This window comes from Rheinheimera fenheensis (assembly GCF_039871805.1).
Taxonomy (GTDB): Bacteria; Pseudomonadota; Gammaproteobacteria; order Enterobacterales; family Alteromonadaceae; genus Alishewanella; species Alishewanella fenheensis.
In genome coordinates this window covers 73,009-92,928 of record NZ_JBDPJM010000002.1, presented here as the reverse complement: position 1 = coordinate 92,928, position 19,920 = coordinate 73,009, and the positions used below count along the sequence as shown (strand labels likewise).

At 51.7% G+C, this 19,920-nt stretch carries 20 protein-coding genes; 9 read left to right on the top strand and 11 right to left on the bottom strand.

Going from position 1 to position 19,920, the window contains the following annotated elements:
- The first annotated feature begins 293 nt into the window (after positions 1–293).
- Positions 294–1,535, top strand: a complete 1,242-nt coding sequence (locus ABGI61_RS03425) for a malic enzyme-like NAD(P)-binding protein (protein WP_347596910.1) — start codon at positions 294–296, stop codon at positions 1,533–1,535.
- 63 nt (positions 1,536–1,598) lie between these two features.
- On the opposite strand, the gene ABGI61_RS03420 is transcribed toward ABGI61_RS03425, so the two are convergent.
- From ABGI61_RS03420 to ABGI61_RS03410, 3 genes are all read right to left on the bottom strand, one after another.
- Complete coding sequence (locus ABGI61_RS03420; protein WP_347596907.1) at positions 1,599–3,218, bottom strand: methyl-accepting chemotaxis protein; 1,620 nt, start codon at positions 3,216–3,218, stop codon at positions 1,599–1,601.
- Positions 3,219–3,366: 148 nt separating this feature from the next.
- Positions 3,367–3,894 (bottom strand): inorganic diphosphatase, encoded by a 528-nt coding sequence (gene ppa / locus ABGI61_RS03415; protein WP_347596904.1) that lies wholly within the window; start codon positions 3,892–3,894, stop codon positions 3,367–3,369.
- Between the two features lie 79 nt (positions 3,895–3,973).
- The gene (locus tag ABGI61_RS03410) at positions 3,974–4,945 is read right to left on the bottom strand and encodes a class 1 fructose-bisphosphatase (RefSeq protein WP_347596901.1); all 972 of its coding nucleotides are present in this window, start codon (positions 4,943–4,945) and stop codon (positions 3,974–3,976) included.
- A 144-nt stretch (positions 4,946–5,089) separates the two neighbouring features.
- Here ABGI61_RS03410 and mpl point away from each other — a divergent pair, with 144 nt between their 5' ends.
- The 7 genes from mpl (at position 5,090) to ABGI61_RS03375 (ending at position 11,488) form a co-directional block, all read left to right on the top strand.
- Positions 5,090–6,448: a UDP-N-acetylmuramate:L-alanyl-gamma-D-glutamyl-meso-diaminopimelate ligase gene (mpl, locus tag ABGI61_RS03405; protein ID WP_347596898.1), complete on the top strand. Its 1,359-nt coding sequence runs from the start codon at positions 5,090–5,092 to the stop codon at positions 6,446–6,448.
- On the top strand, positions 6,445–7,086 hold the full coding sequence (locus ABGI61_RS03400) for a flavin prenyltransferase UbiX (RefSeq protein ID WP_347598063.1): 642 nt from the start codon (positions 6,445–6,447) through the stop codon (positions 7,084–7,086). Before mpl ends, ABGI61_RS03400 begins: the two co-directional genes overlap by 4 nt.
- Positions 7,083–8,009: an ABC transporter ATP-binding protein gene (locus ABGI61_RS03395; RefSeq protein WP_347596895.1), complete on the top strand. Its 927-nt coding sequence runs from the start codon at positions 7,083–7,085 to the stop codon at positions 8,007–8,009. Before ABGI61_RS03400 ends, ABGI61_RS03395 begins: the two co-directional genes overlap by 4 nt.
- Entirely contained in the window at positions 8,006–8,779 is a 774-nt protein-coding gene (locus tag ABGI61_RS03390) for an ABC transporter permease (protein WP_347596892.1), read from the top strand. Before ABGI61_RS03395 ends, ABGI61_RS03390 begins: the two co-directional genes overlap by 4 nt.
- 103 nt (positions 8,780–8,882) lie before the next feature.
- Positions 8,883–10,529, top strand: coding sequence for a pyridoxal-dependent aspartate 1-decarboxylase PanP (gene panP, locus ABGI61_RS03385; protein WP_347596889.1), 1,647 nt, complete (start codon positions 8,883–8,885; stop codon positions 10,527–10,529).
- A gap of 86 nt (positions 10,530–10,615) precedes the next feature.
- Complete coding sequence (locus ABGI61_RS03380) at positions 10,616–11,254, top strand: DUF2959 domain-containing protein (protein WP_347596886.1); 639 nt, start codon at positions 10,616–10,618, stop codon at positions 11,252–11,254.
- Positions 11,255–11,266: 12 nt separating this feature from the next.
- On the top strand, positions 11,267–11,488 hold the full coding sequence (locus ABGI61_RS03375; protein WP_347596883.1) for a hypothetical protein: 222 nt from the start codon (positions 11,267–11,269) through the stop codon (positions 11,486–11,488).
- A 37-nt stretch (positions 11,489–11,525) separates the two neighbouring features.
- On the opposite strand, the gene ABGI61_RS03370 is transcribed toward ABGI61_RS03375, so the two are convergent.
- From ABGI61_RS03370 to dksA, 8 genes are all read right to left on the bottom strand, one after another.
- Positions 11,526–12,050, bottom strand: a complete 525-nt coding sequence (locus ABGI61_RS03370; RefSeq protein ID WP_347596880.1) for a cytochrome b — start codon at positions 12,048–12,050, stop codon at positions 11,526–11,528.
- Entirely contained in the window at positions 12,043–13,044 is a 1,002-nt protein-coding gene (locus ABGI61_RS03365; RefSeq protein WP_347596877.1) for a catalase family peroxidase, read from the bottom strand. Before ABGI61_RS03365 ends, ABGI61_RS03370 begins: the two co-directional genes overlap by 8 nt.
- A gap of 194 nt (positions 13,045–13,238) precedes the next feature.
- A complete protein-coding gene (gene panC / locus ABGI61_RS03360) occupies positions 13,239–14,081 on the bottom strand; it encodes a pantoate--beta-alanine ligase (RefSeq protein WP_347596874.1) in 843 nt (280 codons plus the stop codon).
- Positions 14,082–14,086: 5 nt separating this feature from the next.
- Positions 14,087–14,878, bottom strand: a complete 792-nt coding sequence (gene panB, locus ABGI61_RS03355) for a 3-methyl-2-oxobutanoate hydroxymethyltransferase (protein ID WP_347596871.1) — start codon at positions 14,876–14,878, stop codon at positions 14,087–14,089.
- A gap of 54 nt (positions 14,879–14,932) precedes the next feature.
- Positions 14,933–15,433, bottom strand: a complete 501-nt coding sequence (gene folK, locus ABGI61_RS03350) for a 2-amino-4-hydroxy-6-hydroxymethyldihydropteridine diphosphokinase (RefSeq protein WP_347596868.1) — start codon at positions 15,431–15,433, stop codon at positions 14,933–14,935.
- The gene (gene pcnB, locus ABGI61_RS03345; RefSeq protein ID WP_347596865.1) at positions 15,433–16,929 is read right to left on the bottom strand and encodes a polynucleotide adenylyltransferase PcnB; all 1,497 of its coding nucleotides are present in this window, start codon (positions 16,927–16,929) and stop codon (positions 15,433–15,435) included. The genes folK and pcnB overlap by 1 nt, the downstream gene beginning before the upstream one ends.
- Before the next feature lie 109 nt (positions 16,930–17,038).
- Positions 17,039–17,929 (bottom strand): tRNA glutamyl-Q(34) synthetase GluQRS, encoded by an 891-nt coding sequence (gene gluQRS / locus ABGI61_RS03340; protein ID WP_347596862.1) that lies wholly within the window; start codon positions 17,927–17,929, stop codon positions 17,039–17,041.
- 1 nt (position 17,930) lies between these two features.
- Entirely contained in the window at positions 17,931–18,380 is a 450-nt protein-coding gene (gene dksA, locus ABGI61_RS03335; protein ID WP_008217905.1) for an RNA polymerase-binding protein DksA, read from the bottom strand.
- A gap of 238 nt (positions 18,381–18,618) precedes the next feature.
- On the opposite strand from dksA, the gene pepB reads away from it, so the two are divergent.
- Positions 18,619–19,914, top strand: a complete 1,296-nt coding sequence (gene pepB, locus ABGI61_RS03330) for an aminopeptidase PepB (protein ID WP_347596859.1) — start codon at positions 18,619–18,621, stop codon at positions 19,912–19,914.
- Positions 19,915–19,920: the final 6 nt, after the last annotated feature.

Here is a 19,920-nt window from a genome sequence, read left to right as displayed (position 1 = left end):
GGCGGGCAGTGGTGGGCATGGTTATGCTGCTGCTTTGGCATCTGTATTCAATGATCAGGCCGTCAATTGGTTTGGGTGGCTAGACGTCTCTTGGCGTGGGCAACTTTTATTGTTATAACACCTTGGCTACGACTAAAGTGGTATGGCATTTTTAACCACGACAGGCTGGTACGATCAGACCGATTCTGTTTCTCTTTAGCAGCTTGCCTCTTTAGAATATGCCGCCCACAGCGTAGTAGCCCGATAACACTATAACAATACGCTTAGCCCTACAAAACAGCAGGATAGAACCGATGGCAGATTTCAGAGAGCAGGCACTGCGTTATCATGCAGAGCCGAAACCCGGCAAAATTAGTATCGAGATCAGTAAACCGGCCGAGACGGTAACTGATTTAGCGCTCGCTTACAGCCCGGGTGTGGCTGAGCCGGTGCGGGAAATTGCCGCCGACGTCGATAATGTTTACAAGTACACCGGCAAAGGCAACCTAGTTGCGGTAATTTCCAATGGTACCGCCATTTTAGGCCTGGGTAATCTGGGGCCTATGGCATCTAAGCCAGTGATGGAAGGTAAGGCGCTGTTATTTAAACGTTTTGCTAATCTCGACTCAATTGACATCGAGGTGTCTCACCGCAGTACGGAAGATTTTATCAATACGGTAGCGAACATCGCCGATACCTTTGGTGGCATTAATTTAGAAGATATTAAAGCGCCTGAGTGTTTTGAAATTGAGAAAGAGCTGATTAAGCGCTGCAATATCCCGGTGTTTCATGATGATCAGCATGGTACCGCTATTGTTACCGCCGCCGGCATGTTAAATGCGCTGGAAATTCAGGGTAAAGATATAAAAAACGCCATTATCGTCTGTATGGGCGCCGGCGCTGCTGCTATTGCTTGTATGGAGCTGCTGATTAAATGCGGTGCCCAGCGTGAGCATATTTATATGCTGGATACCAAGGGCGTGATTCATACCCGCCGTAACGATTTAAATGAATACAAAAAGCTGTTTGCCAATAATACCGATAAGCGCAGTCTGGAAGATGCGCTGATGGGCGCTGATGTTTTTGTTGGTGTGTCAGGCCCGGACGTGCTGCCGGCCGAGGCATTAACCTTGATGGCCGACAAGCCGGTGATTTTTGCCTGCTCTAACCCGGATCCGGAAATTAAACCTGAGCTGGCCCATGCTACGCGTAACGACATTATTATGGCTACCGGCCGCTCGGATTATCCGAATCAGGTCAATAATGTATTGTGCTTCCCATTTATCTTCCGCGGTGCATTGGATGTGCGTGCCAGTGTTATTAACGATGAGATGAAGCTCGCCGCAGTGCATGCTATTCGTGCCATCGCCAAAGAGCCGGTACCGCAGGAAGTGCTAACAGCGGCCAAAGTGAATACCTTACAGTTTGGCAAACACTACATTATTCCCAAGCCGATGGACCCACGCTTATTGCCACGTGTCGCTCGGGCGGTGGCAGAGGCAGCTGTTGCATCAGGTGTAGCGCGTATTAGCCTGCCAGAGAATTATTACCGTTAAACATTTGTAATGCGAAATAAAAAGCCGGCATACTCGCCGGCTTTTTATTTTTAAAACAATAGATTATACCCGGAACAGCCGGGTAATATTTTCCAGGCTTTGGGCCAGCGCAGCCAATTCACTGCTGGCTTTGGCAATATTGCCGGCACTTTCAGAGCTGTGTTCGGTGTTGGTAAAAATTTCATCGACGTGATGCACTATGCTATTGGCCATTTTCTGCTGGTCATCAGTCGCATCGGCAATTTGCTGGTTCATCAGACGTATTTGCGCAATGCTTCTGGTGATAAGCTGTAATGCATCCCCGGCCTGATTGGCCGATTGCACACTATTACCCGCCTGAGCTGTACTGTGCTGCATTTTCTGCACGGCCAAACGAGCGGCATTTTGCAATTGCTCTATGGTGCGCTGAATTTCTTCGGTCGATTTTTGCGTGCGCGAAGCCAGGGTGCGCACTTCATCGGCAACCACGGCAAAGCCTCGGCCTTGCTCACCTGCGCGCGCTGCTTCGATAGCCGCATTTAACGCCAACAGGTTAGTTTGCTCTGCAATGCCTTTGATCACGCTAAGTACCGTGCCAACCTGGTTAGCATCTTTTTCCAATTGGGTAATAACATCTGAGGCTTCCTGTACGTTACCGGCCAGTTGTTGAATGTTTTCTACCGTCGAGATCACAGTTTGCTGGCCTTGAGCTGCTGCATCGTTCGATTGTGTTGCAGCCACAGCGGCTTCGTTAGCGCTTTGTACTTCTGCCTGCACGCTGGCGCTCATGTCATCCACTGCATGTTTGGCTTGGTTCGCCGCTTTGCGCTGCTGCGCTATGGTTTTGTTGGTATCGTCAGTGAGTTCACGTAAGTCTTTTGCCAGTGCAGATAACGGCACTGCAGTATTGACGATGTCTTTTACGACATGCTGCAACTTCTGCATAAAGGTATTAAACCAATGCGCCAGATCGCCAAGCTCATCGACACTGTTGGTATGGATACGGGCGGTAAGATCGCCATCTTCTTTGGCCAGACTTTGCAGCGAGCTTATCATATTGGCCAGGCTGCTTTGGATGCCGCGTGCTACCGGAAAAGCGGTGGCGAACAACAACAGGGTGGTGATAACACCCATAATAATACCCACGGTAATAAGCGTACCCGCTTGTTCACTGGCATCATCGATGCTGTGAGTAAACTGCTGCAAGCGCTGATCGCGGAATTGGCTGAGTAAAAGTGCTGTGGTGTCATAATCGGCGTTCATTTTTTCTGAGCGTTGCGCCAAAGTACTGAAATCAGCGGTATCACTTATCATTTCCAGGGAAACTTGATAAGCCACTTTATAGTAGTTGTCATAGCTTTGTTTCACCTGACTGATGGCACCGGCATAATCACGGTTTAACTGGGCAATGCGGTCTAAATCCTGGCCAAACTGTTTACTGAAATTAGCTGCGCCTGTCAGCGCTTCTTTGTCACCTGTGGTGACTGCACTGGCCAGAGAGTCTTTTACCCGCTCCAATAACACCAAAGAGCTTTGCGCTGCTTGTAACACCGGAAATTGCACGTCCCGGGTTTGTTCCAGGGTATGAACGTTGTTCAGTGCAGTGTTGCTGGCAAGCGCCAGATAAATGATAAAACTAAATGTGCCGATAATGGGAATTAAGTAGATTTTTTTCGCGATAGACAGACGTCGTAACACATCCATACTGCAGGCCTCTGTGATTTTGAGATGTTATTATTAGTACTTATTTAACTGCAGTATAGTGCTTCAATTGAGCAAATGCTTGTAGTTAGCGTTGTTCTGTATAAAAACAAAACCCGGACGAACCGGGCTTTGTTAGTTGAAACAACAGTTATTTTTTCGCCCGTTCAAACGAGGTTAAAATTTCCGCTTTAGCGGCGGCGGCATCGCCCCAGCCGTTCACTTTTACCCATTTGCCTGGCTCTAACTCTTTGTAACGCTCGAAGAAGTGCTGAATTTGTTTTTTCAGCAGCTCGTCGACATCACCGATGTCTTTGACGTGGTCATACAGCTTGGTCAGTTTGCTAACCGGTACAGCGATCACTTTGGCATCTTCGCCTGATTCATCTGACATAAACAGCACGCCAACCGGACGGCATTTAATCACCGCGCCCGGTACCAGTGGATAAGGCGTCGGTACCAGTACGTCTACCGGGTCGCCGTCAAGCGACAGCGTTTGGTTAACAAAGCCGTAGTTGCACGGATAAAACATTGGCGTTGCCATAAAACGATCAACCCAAACGGTGCCGGTATCTTTGTCTACTTCGTACTTGATCGGATCGGCATTGGCCGGAATTTCAATGATTACGTTAATCTCTTCTGGCAGGTTTTTACCCGCTGCAACATCGCTTAAGCTCATGGCCTTTCCCTTATCTGTGCAAAAATTAGTATTGGTGCGAAAAAAGTGGCGCTTATTATAACGCCCCGGTTAAAAATGGCTATCGCTGATGGTACGCCACACAACTTTCCACTTCATGTTTTGAACCCAGGATCACTGCCACCCGCTGATGAATGTCGGTTGGCACGATATCCATAATGCGCTCATAGCCGGTAGAGCTCATGCCGCCAGCTTGTTCTACCAGAAAACTCATCGGGTTGGCTTCATACATTAGTCGCAGTTTGTCTGGTTTGTTGGGATCTTTTGTATCCCGCGGATAGGCAAAAATACCGCCACGACACAGCACCCGGTGTACATCACCCACCATGGCAGCAATCCAGCGCATATTATAGTTTTTACCGCGCGGGCCTTCTTTGCCCTGCAGTAAGTCGGCAATATATGCCTGCATCGCGGGTTGCCAATAGCGCTGGTTCGACATATTAATGGCAAATTCGGCGGTGTATTTCGGGATAGCCGCCTGCTCTGCGGTCAGCAAAAAGCCGCCGTAGGTTTTATCCAGCGTATAAAGCCGGGTACCCTTGCCGGTCGTCAGTGCCAGCATGGTTGAGGGACCATACAGCACATAACCGGCCGCCAGCTGGGCGCTGCCGGGTTGTAAGAACTGGCCGGCATCTTCAGGTGCCAACTCAGCTTTGGCTGGCAGAATAGAGAATATCGTGCCAATTAAGCTGTTAATATCGGTGTTAGATGAGCCGTCCAGGGGGTCAAAGGTGACCAGATATTTGCCGTTCGGGTTGCCGGCAACCGTGTCATCTTCTTCTTCAGAGCTGATGGCTTTAACCACGCCGGTTTCCAAAATGACCTCTTTTAATAACTCGTTGGCAATAACATCGAGTTTTTTCTGTGTTTCCCCTTGAATATTCTCGGCCAGGGTAGAACCTAATACTCCAGCCAGCTCACCCTGGCTGACACGAAACGAAATTTCCCGGCAGGCTGCCAGAATGGTTTTTATTAGTGAAATCAGGTCGCTGTCGACTCCGTCCTGTTGCAGTACTGGCGAGATGCGGCGCATGCAGTGAGTTCCTTATTGGTAATATAGTTTTGCTTAAGGTATAGAGGCTGGCGTATTTTAAAGAATTTCTGCACAAATTGCAGGTGTTACTGTGTCGGCGGCCATTTTTGCTACAATGGCGCAGGCTATTTTTCAGGATAAGTTATGCATATTCATATACTGGGCATTTGCGGCACCTTTATGGGCGGTATTGCCGCCATTGCGAAAGCCCTGGGCCACAAGGTCACCGGCGCCGATGCCAACGTTTACCCGCCGATGAGCACCCAGCTGGAACAATTGGGTATTGAGTTGACTCAGGGGTGGGATCCGGCGCAGCTGGAACCCGCGCCGGACTTAGTCATTATCGGTAACGCTTTATCGCGTGGTAACCCGGCGGTAGAGTATGTACTTAATACCAACCTGCGCTATAGCTCTGGCCCGCAGTGGCTGGCCGAGCAGGTATTGTTTGACCGCTGGGTTCTGGCAGTGTCGGGTACGCACGGTAAAACCACCACCAGCACTATGCTGGCCTGGATTTTAGACTGTGCCGGCTTGAAACCTGGCTTTTTAATTGGCGGCATACCGCAAAACTTTGACTGCTCGGCCCGCCTGGGTGAGTCACCATTCTTTGTCATTGAAGCTGACGAGTACGACACCGCGTTTTTTGATAAACGCTCTAAGTTTGTGCATTACCGGCCACGTACACTGGTGATCAATAACCTAGAGTATGATCATGCTGACATTTTCCCGGATTTGGCGGCCATTCAGCGGCAGTTTCATCATTTATTGCGCATGGTGCCGGCTAACGGCCTGGTGCTGTCACCGGAAGATACACCGGCAGTGCAGCAAACGCTGCAGATGGGCTGCTGGAGCGAGCGGCAAAGTTATGGCAAAGACTGGCGCGCTGAGTTGATAAGCCCGGACGGCAGCCAGTTTGCGCTGTATTTACAGCAGCAGAAGCTGGGCGAGCTTCACTGGCAGTTAAGTGGCCAGCATAATGTCGACAATGCGGTGATGGCAATTGCCGCTGCACGCCATGCCGGGGTGCCGGTTGAGGTAGCATTGGAGGCGCTGACACGTTTTGTCGCGCCTAAGCGGCGGATGGAGCTAAAAGCTGAGGTGGCCGGCATTAAGGTGTATGACGATTTTGCTCATCACCCCACCGCAATCAGTACCACCTTGCAGGGCATTCGCAATAAAGTGGGCCAGCAGCGGGTTATTGCCGTGTTGGAGCCACGTTCAAATACCATGCGTATGGGCGTGCATCAGGCCGCGCTGCCTTTGGCGTTAGCCCTGGCCGATCAGGTGTTTTTATACGAGCCTGCTAATGCCAACTGGTCTTTAGAGTCATTAACCCGTGCGTTAGCACCCAAAGCCAGTCTGAGCAGGGATATTGATGCCTTAGTCAGCGAATTAACCGCTCAGGCGGGCGCTGGCGATAATATCGTCATTATGAGTAACGGCGGCTTTGGTGGTATTCACGACAAGCTAATTAGCGCAATTAAGCAAAAATGGGAGCCATAATGGCCAAACCACAGGAAATTACGCTAGCGTTTAGCGGCGCGTCAGGCGCGCCCTATGGCTGGCGCTTGCTCGAAGTGTTACTGGCGCAGGGCATTAAGGTGCACTTGCTGGTATCCAGCGCAGCGCGGGTGGTGTTTGCCACCGAGCATGATATTAAGCTGCCGGCGGCGCCGGATAAATGCACCGATATGCTGCAGCAGCATTTTGCCTGTGCACCCGGCCAGTTGAAAGTATATGGCAAAGACGACTGGTTCTCGCCGGTGGCTTCAGGCTCGGCGGCACCAAAGCAAATGGTGATTTGCCCCTGCTCAACAGGTACTGTATCGGCCATCGCCTGTGGCGCCAGTGACAACCTGATAGAGCGCGCCGCCGATGTGGTGATAAAAGAAGCCGGTCAGTTGATTTTAGTGCCGCGCGAAAGCCCACTTAGCGCCATTCATCTGGAGAACCTGTTAAAGCTGGCCAAGCTGGGCGTCACCATCATGCCGGCGGCGCCCGGTTTTTATCATCAGCCAAAACAGATAAGCGATTTAGTCGATTTTATGGTGGCGCGCATTTTAGACCACTTAAAACTGCCGCATCAGCTTACCCAACGCTGGGGCTACGGCCACAGCGGGCAAACAGGAGAGCAAGATTGAGTTTAGCTTTAGATATTAAAGGCCTGCACAAGGTGTATAAAAGCGGTACCGTGGCACTAAGCGGTATCGATCTACAGGTAAAACAGGGCGATTTTTTCGCTTTGTTAGGCCCCAACGGCGCCGGTAAAAGCACCACCATTGGCATTATCAGCTCGCTGGTGAATAAGACCAGCGGCAGCGTAAAGGTGTTTGGCCATGATATTGATACCGAGCTTGAAGCGGCGAAAAGCCAACTGGGGCTGGTGCCGCAGGAATTTAATTTTAACCAGTTTGAAACGCTGCTGCAGATAGTGGTGAATCAGGCAGGTTATTACGGCGTGCCGAAAAAACTGGCACTAGAGCGGGCAGAAAAATACCTGGGCCAGCTGGGGCTTTGGGAGAAGCGCCATGCCCGCTCGCGTGAGCTGTCCGGCGGTATGAAGCGTCGGCTGATGATTGCCCGCGCCTTAATGCATGAACCTAAGTTGTTGATCCTCGATGAGCCTACCGCCGGTGTTGATATTGAGCTGCGCCGCTCCATGTGGGAATTCTTGCGTAAAATTAACCAGCAGGGCGTCACCATTATTCTGACCACCCATTATCTGGAAGAGGCCGAAATGCTTTGCCGCAATATCGCCATTATCGATAAAGGCCAGATCATTGAGAACACCAGTATGAAAGCGCTACTGAGTAAGCTGACGCTTGAAACTTTTGTACTGGATGTGGCGGGTGATATCGCCAGGGTGCAACTGGATGGCTTTAACTGGCGCCAGCTGGACGATCACAGTCTTGAGGTTGATGTGGAAAAAGCTCAGGGTTTAAACCCGATTTTTGCTCAGCTCACAGCACAGGATATAAAGGTGTTATCGATGCGAAACAAAGCCAACCGGCTGGAGGAGTTGTTTGTCACCCTGGTGGAAAACGGCCGCGGAGGTGCCAAATGATTAAAGCAAATTATATGGTGGCGCTAAAAAGTATTCTGGATAAAGAAACCAACCGCTTTTTACGTATTTGGGTGCAAACCCTGGTACCGCCCGCCATTACCATGACACTGTATTTTGTGATCTTTGGTAGTCTTATTGGCTCGCGGATTGGCGATATGGGCGGTTTTAGTTATATGGAGTTTATCGTTCCCGGGCTGATTATGATGTCGGTCATTACTAACTCCTATGCCAACGTGGCGTCGTCATTCTTTAGTGCCAAATTTCAGCGCAACGTAGAAGAGCTGCTGGTCGCGCCGGTGCCTAACTACATCATTGTGCTGGGGTTTGTCGGCGGCGGTATGGCGCGCGGCATGCTGGTGGGCTTAATTGTGACAATACTGTCGCTGTTTTTTGTCACTATTCAGATTCATAACCTGGCGGTGATTATTGTTACCGTTACGCTGACCTCAATGCTGTTTGCTTTGGGCGGCCTGATTAACGCGGTGTACGCCAAAACCTTTGACGACATCAGTATTATTCCGACCTTTGTGTTAACGCCGCTAACTTATTTAGGTGGGGTGTTTTACTCGTTAACCTTGTTGCCGGGCTTTTGGCAGCAGGTGGCCGCGTTAAACCCGGTGGTGTATATGGTTAATGCGTTTCGCTACGGCTTTTTGGGTGTTACCGACGTCAGCCTGTGGTTGGCGCTGGCAGTAGTAGTAGGCTTTATTGTGGTGCTGTTTAGCTATGCCATGTACCTGATAAACCGGGGTATAGGCCTGCGCAGCTGATACGCCACTTTTTTGCAGACATTTTTCGGCGCTTGCAGTAAAGTGAGCGCCATTTTCCGGCTGTTTAGCCACTGCTAAAGTGAACAGGCAGAGTAATTAGTTGATGACAGAATCAAGCAAACGACAGGCAACCGCTTCTGAAGATGCACTGTGGCGCATCTTTACCGTGCCTGAAGCACCTGACTCTACGCTAAGTATTATCGAGCAAAACCTGTCGCAGAATCTGGCCGGCTTTTTGCGCGAAAGTATTGTCGCGGTGGAAAAACCGCTATGGCAAATTGAGCGTGATTTTCAGGCACATCAGATTCCGCAGCAGCCCAATTTTGTTTCTGATTACGCCGAAGGCCTGATGCAAAAGCTGGTGGCGCACTCGGTGCATACCGCAGCGCCTAGCTTTATCGGCCATATGACCTCGGCCTTACCGTATTTTGTGCTCTCGCTGTCAAAAATGATGGTGGGGCTTAACCAAAACCTGGTCAAAATTGAAACCTCCAAAGCCTTTACGCCGATGGAGCGTCAGGTGCTGGGCATGATGCACCACCTGGTATACGGCGAGAACGACGGCTTTTATAAAAAATGGATGCACAGTGCTAACCACTCGTTAGGTGCGTTTTGCTCCGGCGGCACCATTGCTAACATTACGGCGCTGTGGATAGCACGCAACCGGCTGCTAAAAGCGGATGGTGACTTTAAAGGTATTGCCCGCGAAGGCTTGTTCCGCGCTATGCAGCACTACGGCTACAATGGTTTAGCGATTCTGGTGTCGGAGCGGGGCCATTACTCGCTGGGTAAAGCGGCCGATGTGTTAGGTATTGGCCGCGAGTCGCTGATTGCAATTAAAACCGATAGCGATAATAAAATTGACACGGCGCTTCTGGCCGAAAAAATGGCTGAACTTAAAGCGGCCAACATCCGGCCGCTGGCGATAGTCGGTGTAGCGGGTACCACCGAAACCGGTAACGTCGACCCGCTGCACCAACTGGCTGATTTAGCCGAGCAGTATCAGTGCCATTTCCATGTCGATGCGGCCTGGGGCGGCGCGACCTTGTTATCAAACAAATACCGCCATCTGCTATCTGGCATAGAACGCGCCGATTCGGTGACGATAGATGCACATAAACAAATGTATGTGCCGATGGGGGCTGGCATGGTGGTGTTTAAACACCCCTCTGCGGCGCATGCTATTGAGCATCATGCTGAATATATTCTACGTAAAGGCTCCAAAGACTTGGGCAGCCAAACGCTGGAAGGCTCACGCCCTGGTATGGCCATGCTGGTGCATGCCTGCTTGCAGGTAATCGGCCGTGAAGGTTATGAAATTCTGATTAACCGCAGCCTGGAAAAAGCCCGCTATTTCGCTACTTTAATCGCGCATAACATCGACTTTGAGCTAATTACCGAGCCAGAACTGTGCCTGCTGACCTACCGCTATGTCCCGGCACAGGTACAAAAAGCCATGGCTAAAGCCAGCCCAGAGCAGCTGCAACGCTTTAATGAGCTGCTAAACGGCCTGACCAAGTTTATTCAAAAGCGTCAGCGCGAAGAGGGTAAATCTTTCGTGTCTCGTACCCGCTTAACGCCGGCAAAATATCAGCGCCAGGAAACCATAGTGTTTCGTGTGGTGCTGGCTAACCCGCTGACCACTGAGCAAATTTTGCATGATGTACTGGTAGAGCAAGATCAAATTGCCCAGCTGGACAAAGAGTTTTACCCTAAATTGCTACAATTGGCGAAAGAGCTGGCAGCCTAAGCTGCCAGCGATACCACTTTGCATTTGTTCTGTCCGATTTAAGCGGCTATTATCAGCCGATAATGTTAAAGCAACGGATTGAAATTATGCGCTATTTAACCCTGCTGTTACCCCTATTTTTAAGCCTCACCGCTTGCCAAAGTGCGTATTATTCTGCGATGGAAAAAGTGGGCGTGCATAAGCGCGATATTCTGGTAGACCGGGTTGAGGAAGCCCAGCAATCACAGCAAGAGGCACAGCAGCAGTTTAAATCAGCGCTGGAGCAATTTAGCAGCCTGATTAATTTTGATGGCGGCGATTTACAGCGCATGTACGAGGCCACCGACAGCGAGTATCAGGCGTGCAACAAGGCGGCAGAGGACGTTAGCTCCCGCATTAACAGCATTGAAAGCGTAGCGGATGCGCTGTTTGACGAGTGGCAGGATGAGCTGGAGCAATACAGCAACGCCAAGTTAAAACAAGACAGTGCCCGCAAACTGGCCAACACGCGCAAACAATACGCCAGCCTGCTAAAAACCATGCGCCGCGCTGAGCAAAGTATGCAGCCGGTACTGGCATCGCTAAAGGATAATAGCCTGTATTTAAAACATAATTTAAATGCCAAAGCCATTGGCGCGCTGCAGGGCGAATTTGACAGTATTCAGCGTGATATTAACCGGCTGATCAAAGAAATGAACCAGGCGATTGCCCAGTCAGAGCAATTTGTCGCCACCTTAAAACAATAACAGGAGAGTAGGATGTCAGGTCAGGGTTCCGGCGGTAATGTTATCGCTGCGCTATGTAATGTGTTTTTCCCCGGTTTGGGCCAGTTGGTACAAGGCCGTATTTTGGCAGCGATTATATTCTTTTTGGTTTGTGCTACCGGTTATGCACTGTTTTGGCTGGTATTCCCGTTCATTATCGCTGCCATTGTGCATCTGTGGGCCATTATCGACGCGGCTAAGTTTAGGGCAGTCTAAAATGCAGACCGGGCGTTATGCCCGGCGCTGAAGGGTGTTACAACATAGATTTAAGTACCCGGTCTTTGCGGATAACGTGGTGATGCAGCGCGCCGGCAATATGCAGCATAATTAACGCTACCAGCGCTAATGCCAGGATGCCGTGCATCTCGCGAAAGAGTGAGTACAGGCCGATATTAACTTCCAGTGCAGCCGGCAGGCGAAACCAGCCAAATACCTCAACTGGCCGGCCGGCAAAGTACTGCATGGCATAACCGGACAGTGGCATGGCAAACATCAGGCCGTACAGCAAATAATGTGACGCCCTGGCGATGGCTTTTTGTATTGCAGGTAAGTTGTCGGGCAATTCAGGTAGCTGATGGCGCAAGCGGTTGACCAGCCTTAAGCTCACCAGCACCAGAGCCAGCAGGCCAAAGGCTTTATGCAGGCTCAACACGGTTAGCTGCCATGGATCCAGCGACTTCACCATCAGAAGCCCTGCAGTTAGCATGGCCAGCATCAGCGCCGCCATACTCCAGTGAAACAGCCGCATAGATAACGAAAAGCGTGTTGGCTTAGTCATGGCTTGTCTCCTTTAACGCGCCCTGAAACTGCTCTTTTGCCCGACGCCGGTAGGATTCGGCATAGGCGCCCGAGCGTGCGCGTAAAATGGGGTCGGCGGTAGCTTTAATGCCGCTTGGCAGCACCAGCGGGTCAAAGTTAATGGCATGGCAGTTACCTTCAAGTTGTGCTGCTGTGCCGGTAAGCACGATTTGCCCGGCGTTAACTTGCCTGCGGCTTGCTGGCCAGGCTTTAGTAGGGTTAGTTTCATCGTCGCTGGCATCGGCCAGGGTAAACACCCAGTCAAACACCACTGGCCCCTCTGTTATACGGGCGCTGATTTCCTGTTGCAATGCATCGTCACCGTCAAAAGCCATCGTGTCCGCGGTAACGGTGGGCATCAGTGCCCAGCGCACCGCTTGCTGCTGGCCATCGCTGTTAATCAGATAAAACGCATTGATGCTATGATAGGTTTCGCCGGCAAAGCTGCCGCTGGGCTTGTACTGGGCGGCCCAGGTACGAAACTCGCTACTTTCTGGGTGTGCAGCAAAAAATTGCCTAATGGCTTCTGGGCCAGCCTGGATCGCCTGTATTTGCTGGTAAAACGTGTGCGGGTCTGCCACGGCCATCACCGGCGGGGTGTTCATGGCCAGGCGCCATTGCTCGGTACGGCTTAAGCTAAAACTTAGCGCCAGGCTGCGTACAGGCGCTTTTAGATCTGGTGCAGTGGGGTTATTGCCGGCAATAGACAAGCGGCCAACAAAGGGCGTAACGCCACTGTTAAACAGGCTGGCGCTGCTGTAGGGCGCCAGCTCGCCGTTTGATCTGAACTCGCCGCTTACGCACAGGCCTTTGGCATGAGCGCGGCGAAAACCGGCAAACAGGCTGTTGCCCTGTTGCAAATCGACAAACTGCTGTGCACTTACTTTGGGCGGGGTGTCGGCGGCTGCATTGTCGGCTGATAACATCAGCAGTGCCAGCGTAATGGGCAGCGCCAGAGCGCCTGGTTTCTTCATAAAATACTCATTGTCAGGTTAAGAAGCAGTTGAGGATAGATCAAAAACACCTTTCTGGTTCACCAAGACCCGGGTATTAGCAAAAATCTTTCCGGCGCTGAGAATAAGTGACGCATAAAAGCAAAAGCCGCTGCGTGGCATAGCATCACAGCGGCTTATTGGTCTTGTTGCATTAAAAACACGGGGTAAGCGGCTTACAGCTCCAGATTATCAATTAGCCGGGTGCTGCCCAGGCGGGCTGCGGCTAGAATAACCTTTGGTTCGGTTTCTGCAGTGGCAAGCGCCAGGCTGTGCTGATGGCTGATATTTACGTAATCAGGTTCAAAGCCGGCAGCGCTTAGCTGTGCTTTGGTCTGAAACTCCAGCGCGCGATAGTCGTGATTGCCCGCCTCAATAAGCTGTTTGAGTTGCTGTAGCAGCTGATACAGCTTGGGCGCAGTGGCACGCTGCTCCTTGGTTAAATAACCATTGCGCGAGCTAAGCGCCAGGCCATCGGCAGCGCGCTCTGTTGGTACACCAATAATCTCAATCGGCATAGATAAATCAATCACCATCTGGCGGATAATGGCCAGCTGTTGATAGTCTTTCATGCCAAAGCAGGCGATATCGGGCTGCACCAGGTTAAACAGCTTGCAGACGATGGTAGAGACACCACGGAAATGACCAGCCCGGCTGGCACCGCAGTGCAAATCGCCCAGCAGCGGTACTTCAACATAGGTTTGCACATCCAGCCCGCGCGGGTACATCAGTTGTGGTGTTGGGGTAAACACCGCATCGGCGTGGTGCGCGCTTAAGCCTGCACAGTCAGCTTCTAAGGTGCGCGGATATTTGTCTAAATCTTCGTTCTTGCCAAATTGCATCGGGTTAACAAAGATGCTGACTATCACTCTATCGGCGCGGCTTTTCGCCACGTCGACCAGCGTTAAATGGCCGTTATGTAAATTGCCCATAGTGGGCACAAAGGCGATGGTTTCGCCCTTTTTGCGCCAGGCAGCAATTTGTGCCCGCAGCGCCTCAACAGTAGTAATAATGTTCATCTGCTTTAAAAACTGTGCTGATCGGTCGGGAAGGTCTGGCTTTTTACTTCGCTGACATAGGCGGCTATCGCGCTTCTTATCTCGCCGGTTTGTGCCAGATAGTTTTTGGAAAACTTCGGAATATAGCCGCTGCTAATACCGAGTAAATCGTGCATTACCAGTACCTGGCCGTCGGTCACATTACCGGCGCCTATGCCAATAACCGGAATCGTCAGCGCGTCGGTAATGCGTTTAGCCAAGGCTGTTGGAATGCATTCCAGCACCAGTAGCTGCGCGCCGGCATCCTGCAAGGCTTTGGCTTGCGCAACCATAGCGTCAGCGGCGGCATCGGTTTTACCCTGCACTTTATAGCCACCAAAAATATGCACCGACTGTGGTGTTAACCCTAAATGGCCACATACCGGCACACCGCGCTCTGTTAGCGCTTTTACGGTGGGCAGCAAAAAGTCGCCGCCTTCTAGTTTGACCATGTTGGCACCGGCTTGCATCAGCGGTACCACGCTTTGCAGCGCCTGCTCCAGCGTGCCGTAGCTCATAAAGGGCATATCGGCGATAACAAAAGCATCCGGTGCACCGGCGCGCACGGCGCGGGTATGGTAGGCAATGTCGTTAATGGTAACCGGCAGCGTATCGCTGTGACCTTGCAGCACCATGCCCAATGAGTCGCCAATTAACAGCACCTCGACGCCTTGCTCGGCAAACAACTTGGCAAAGCTGGCGTCGTAGGCAGTCAGCATGCTGATCTTGTCGCCTTGCTGTTTCATTTTCTGTAATACGGCAGTGGTGATCTTAGCCATAATAATCTCATCCGACCATTTAACGCAGGAGGCGCAAGATCGCACAAAGTGCCATCAGCTGCAACTGCTGTGAAGCTTTTGCAGGCCGTTAAGCGCTACCTGCTCAAGTAAAGAGGATAGTACAGTGCCATCAGGTAGCTGTAATTCAGCGGCAATTTCTGCCAATGGGTACAATACAAATTCACGCTGCTTCAGGCCATAGTGTGGCACGGTCAGCCGCTCTGTGTTGATGATCTGCCCGCCATACAGCAGGATATCCAAATCCAGCGTGCGAGGGCCCCAGCGCTCAGCTTTACGCTGCCGGCCCTGGCTTTGCTCTATGTTTTGCAGTGCATCTAGCAGCTGCTCGGGTAGCAGTGAGGTGTCAAGCGCGGCAACGGCGTTAACGTAATCAGGCTGATCTTGTGGCCCCATCGGTTTAGAGCCGTATAAAGATGAGACCGCCACTAAGTGGCTGTGCGGCACCTGACGTAAAGCAGCTATTGCCAACTCAAGCTGCTGTACCGGGTTGGCCAGGTTTGCGCCCAGGCCAATATAACAACGTACCGTTACCATTATTCGGCTGTGCGCTTACGTTTGTAGTTGCGCCGCCGGCGCGGGCCTTTGTCGATACCGTCTTTACCCAGCTGGTTAATCAGCTGCAGGCGGCCAGCTTCGTCAGCAAACTGGAAGCGCTCCCACCATAGTGCCAACTCGGTCAGCTCGCCGCCTTCAGCCTGGGCGCGTAGCTGCAAAAAGTCGAAGGCGCCGCGAAACTTAGGTTGCTCCAGCAGTTTGAAGGCGCGGCGGCCTGCACGTTTGGTTAAGCGGCTTTGCAGTGCCCAGATATCGCGCATCGACAGCGTAAAGCGTTTAGGTATAGCAATAGTGCGCTGCACATCGTCCAGCACTTCGGTCATGGCGATATTCATTGCATCAATTTCGCTTAAGCCGTCAATCACTAACGCCTGGCTACGCCGCTCTACCGGGTACCACAGCAGGGCTGCGAAGATAAAGGCCGGTGTCACCGGTTTATCGGCATCGACTCTAGAGTCTGTGTCTTGCAGCGCTTTGGTTGCTAATAAAAAGGCTTTACCTTCGGGCTCTTGTTTTAACAGCTTATCCAACTGCGGCAGCAATTGCTTTAAGACGCGGGTATCGCGCATTAGCATAAAATTGTCGAAGGCTTTACCGGCCAGTAATAGTTTTACCAGCTCGTCAAATAGCCGCGGTGCCGGAATGTTTTTCAGCAACACCGCCAGCTCCGTAATAGGTGCAGCAGTAGCGGGCGCGATTTGCATATTCAGTTTGGTGGCAAAGCGGATCGCGCGCAAAATGCGCACCGGATCTTCGCGGTAACGCGTTTCTGGATCGCCAATCAGTTCAATTTTGCGCTCGGCAATTGACTGCAGGCCGTTGGCAAAATCGTAAACGGAAAAATCACTCACCGAGTAATACAGTGCATTAATGGTGAAGTCGCGCCGCTCGGCGTCTTCTTCGATAGTGCCGTACACATTGTCGCGTAAAATCTGGCCCTGCTCGCTGGCGCTTGCGGTTTTGGCCTTGGGTGCAGTGTCTTCATCGTCATCGCTGCCGCTGTGGTGGCCGCGAAAGGTCGCCACTTCTATCACTTCACGGCCAAATACCACGTGGGCTAAGCGAAAACGCCGGCCGATTAAACGGCAGTTACGAAATACCTGCTTTATCTGCTCTGGTTCAGCGTTGGTCACTACATCAAAATCTTTTGGTTTTAAACCCAGCAGTAAATCGCGGATACAGCCGCCAACTAAATAGGCATCAAAGCCAGCATCATTGAGCCGATACAGCACTTTAAGCGCATTGGGGCTGATGTCTTTGCGGGAAATACTGTGCTGGTCACGGCTTAAGCGCTGCACTGCTGGCAGTAAACTGGCGGCAGGCTTAGGCCGCGCTGCTCTGTGGCCTGAGGCTTTATCGCGCTCTGGCTGAGCTCTTTGCGTAGACGCTTTGTCCGAAGCTGTTTTGCCCGCCTGAGACTTGCTTTTAGCGGGCTTTTTTGTTGCGCCTACGCTGCGGCGCAAAAAATCTAACACTCGAGAAATAATGATCCATCTCCTGCACGATACCGCCACTGGCGGCCGTTTAAAAAAACCGGCTAATAATACCGCAGCTGCGCAAAAAAAAGAACGCAGGCGCGCCGGGTTAGACAAATTCTGTGCCGGGTATTTCCAACTGACGTGGAATTGCGCCTAACTGCCAGTGTGCAATCGCCCAGCTAAGTTGCTCTGCTACTTCTGCCTGCTGCAGCTCTGTCGGCAGCGGCTGGCCTAAAAAGGCTAACACTTTGGCCATTACCTGATTGGCCGGCCATTGGCTAATGGCTGCAGCGTGATTTTGTTTGCTTAATTTAAAACCGGGCTTGGCCACTGCCAGCGGTAAATGGCCATAACGGGGTGGCTGCTGGCCCAGCAAGCGGCACAGTGCCTGCTGCCGCGGGGTCATTTGCAGTAAATCGGCGCCGCGAATAACCTCCGTAATGCCCTGGTCAATATCGTCCACCACTACCACCAGCTGATAAGCAAACAAACCATCACGGCGTTTAATAATGTAGTCTTCCTTCGCCAGCGCTATGTCAATCTGCTGCTGGCCAAAAACCAGATCGGTAAAGTGGCAGCTAACGCCCTGGCTGCGTAAACGCCAGGCTAGCGGTGGCTGGGTAAGCTCCAGCGTAGCGCAATGGCTATTATACAGGCCGCCCATTTCACTGATTTGCTTGCGGCTGCACTGACAGCCATAAACTGATTTCTGTTGCTGTAGCTGATTAAAAACATGCTGGTAACGCGCCAGGCGCTGGCTTTGATACAGCACGCTGTCGTCCCAGTGCAGGCCGAATTGCTCCAGTGTGCGCAAAATGTCGCTGTCGATACCGGCCACCATACGCGGTGTGTCAATATCTTCCATGCGCACCAACCATTTGCCGTGCTGACTTTTTGCTTGCAGGTAGCTGCCGACAGCAGCAATCAGGGAGCCGAAATGAAGCGGGCCGGAAGGCGAGGGTGCAAACCGGCCGATATAAGCAGGGGAACCGGCCATGTTAGCCGCCGAGTTGCTTTTCCTTGATCTCTGCTAAGGTTTTGCAATCGATACACATATCTGCCGTAGGACGGGCTTCTAAGCGCTTGATACCAATTTCAATACCGCAGGTGTCGCAATAACCGAAGTCTTCATCTTCAATTTTTTGCAGTGTTTTTTCAATTTTTTTCAGTAGCTTACGCTCACGATCCCGGGCGCGCAGCTCTAAGCTGAACTCTTCTTCCTGAGCAGCACGGTCTACCGGATCCGGGAAGTTCGCCGCTTCGTCGGCCATATGGTTTTTGGTACGGTCAACTTCTTCGCGTAATTGCTGGCGCCAGGCATCCAGTATGCGGCGGAAATGTTCCAGTTGCTTCGGGTTCATATATTCTTCCCCGACAGCTTCCTGATATGGCGCTACGCCTGCAAGGGCCAGTAAGCCCAGCGTTTTGGTAGTATTGCCCTCTGGCATAATCATCTCCTGTATAATGCCAAGCAAAAAATATGGCGGCTATAGATAGCAGAATATCGCTGGCATCGCAATCAGATTTAAAAAGACGCGGAAGTATACAGATTGCTGTGCTGGCCGTCATCTTATTTAAACAACAGCTTTGCAGGTGGCATTGTATGTGCCGTGTACAGTGGTGCCGGCAGGTGCTTGTGGTACACTGGCTGCCACTTTTCGGTATTAACGAGAATAAGGAAAACAGATGGCAGATCTGATCCAAATCCAGCTTCAGTTTAGTGCGCCAGAGGCAAAGTGGGGCAAGGCTAGCGTAATCCCCAACACCTCGGGATTTGTGCTCTGTATCAATGAACAAGACCCGTTACGCAGTGTGCAAAAAGCGGCGCGCAGCCTTGATGCGCTGGGTATTAGCGAAGTAACACTGACAGGTGATAACTGGACACTGGAGCTGCAATGGGCGTTTTATCAGGGCTTTTGTAATGCCAAACGTCATGGCGGCGTGCAATTTTGTGGTGACCAAGCCACTCAGGTCCATCTGGCACATTTGCAGCAGTGCTTTAGCTTTGCCAAGCAGCTCACTAACCAGACACCGGATGAACTGTACCCAGAGCAATTAGCACAGCAGGCAGTAGATTTTATCAGCAGCATTGCCGCCAAAGGCACAGTAAAAAGCCAGATCCTGCTCGATCAGCAGTTGTTGGATGCCGGCTGGAACGGTTTGCACGCTGTGGGCCGCGGCAGTATCAGAAAACCTGCCATGCTGGTGCTGGATTACAACCCAACCGGCAACGCTGACGCACCGGTGTCGGCGGCGCTGGTGGGTAAAGGCATTACTTTTGACAGCGGCGGCTATTCGATTAAAGCCACCGAAAGCATGTTAACAATGAAATGTGATATGGGCGGCGCCGCTACGGTAACGGCAGCACTTGGGTTGGCGATATTGCAGGGGTTGAATAAACGCGTACAGCTGATTTTGTGCTGCGCCGAAAACCTGATCAGTGGTAATGCTTACAAGCTGGGCGATATTATCCGCTATAAAAACGGCACCACGGTGGAGATTGTTAACACCGACGCTGAAGGGCGTTTAGTGCTGGCCGATGGCTTAATGTGTGCCGGCGAATCGGGCGCTGGCCTGATTATTGATGCCGCAACCCTAACCGGTGCAGCGATGACGGCGGTAGGCGGCGAATACAACGCCCTGTTTGCGCTGGATAAAGCGCTGGCACAGCGCACCCTGGGCTATGCAGCACAGGTGCAGGAGCTAACCTGGCAATTACCGCTGGAGCTGTGGCATCAGCAGCAGTGTCCGTCGGCTTATGCCGATACGGCCAACAGCCGGCCGGTTAAAGGCGGCGGTGCCGGTGGCGCCAGCAACGCAGCTGGCTTTTTAAGCCGCTTTGTGCCAAACGACGGCCAGGGCTGGCTGCACTTTGATCTGGCTGCAGCCTTTAATAATAGCAACAACGCCTACTGGGCGGCCGGCGCAACCGGCCAGGGTATTCGCAGTATTTGCCATACCTTACTGGCTGAGCTGGGTTAACGGCAA

Coding starts and splice junctions, on each gene's coding strand:
- ABGI61_RS03425 (WP_347596910.1), top strand. CDS start 294: ATGGCAGATTTCAGAGAGCAGGCACTGCGTTATCATGCAGAGCCGAAA.
- ABGI61_RS03420 (WP_347596907.1), bottom strand. CDS start 3,218: ATGGATGTGTTACGACGTCTGTCTATCGCGAAAAAAATCTACTTAATT.
- ppa (WP_347596904.1), bottom strand. CDS start 3,894: ATGAGCTTAAGCGATGTTGCAGCGGGTAAAAACCTGCCAGAAGAGATT.
- ABGI61_RS03410 (WP_347596901.1), bottom strand. CDS start 4,945: ATGCGCCGCATCTCGCCAGTACTGCAACAGGACGGAGTCGACAGCGAC.
- mpl (WP_347596898.1), top strand. CDS start 5,090: ATGCATATTCATATACTGGGCATTTGCGGCACCTTTATGGGCGGTATT.
- ABGI61_RS03390 (WP_347596892.1), top strand. CDS start 8,006: ATGATTAAAGCAAATTATATGGTGGCGCTAAAAAGTATTCTGGATAAA.
- panP (WP_347596889.1), top strand. CDS start 8,883: ATGACAGAATCAAGCAAACGACAGGCAACCGCTTCTGAAGATGCACTG.
- ABGI61_RS03380 (WP_347596886.1), top strand. CDS start 10,616: ATGCGCTATTTAACCCTGCTGTTACCCCTATTTTTAAGCCTCACCGCT.
- ABGI61_RS03375 (WP_347596883.1), top strand. CDS start 11,267: ATGTCAGGTCAGGGTTCCGGCGGTAATGTTATCGCTGCGCTATGTAAT.
- ABGI61_RS03370 (WP_347596880.1), bottom strand. CDS start 12,050: ATGACTAAGCCAACACGCTTTTCGTTATCTATGCGGCTGTTTCACTGG.
- ABGI61_RS03365 (WP_347596877.1), bottom strand. CDS start 13,044: ATGAAGAAACCAGGCGCTCTGGCGCTGCCCATTACGCTGGCACTGCTG.
- panC (WP_347596874.1), bottom strand. CDS start 14,081: ATGAACATTATTACTACTGTTGAGGCGCTGCGGGCACAAATTGCTGCC.
- panB (WP_347596871.1), bottom strand. CDS start 14,878: ATGGCTAAGATCACCACTGCCGTATTACAGAAAATGAAACAGCAAGGC.
- folK (WP_347596868.1), bottom strand. CDS start 15,433: ATGGTAACGGTACGTTGTTATATTGGCCTGGGCGCAAACCTGGCCAAC.
- gluQRS (WP_347596862.1), bottom strand. CDS start 17,929: ATGGCCGGTTCCCCTGCTTATATCGGCCGGTTTGCACCCTCGCCTTCC.
- dksA (WP_008217905.1), bottom strand. CDS start 18,380: ATGCCAGAGGGCAATACTACCAAAACGCTGGGCTTACTGGCCCTTGCA.
- pepB (WP_347596859.1), top strand. CDS start 18,619: ATGGCAGATCTGATCCAAATCCAGCTTCAGTTTAGTGCGCCAGAGGCA.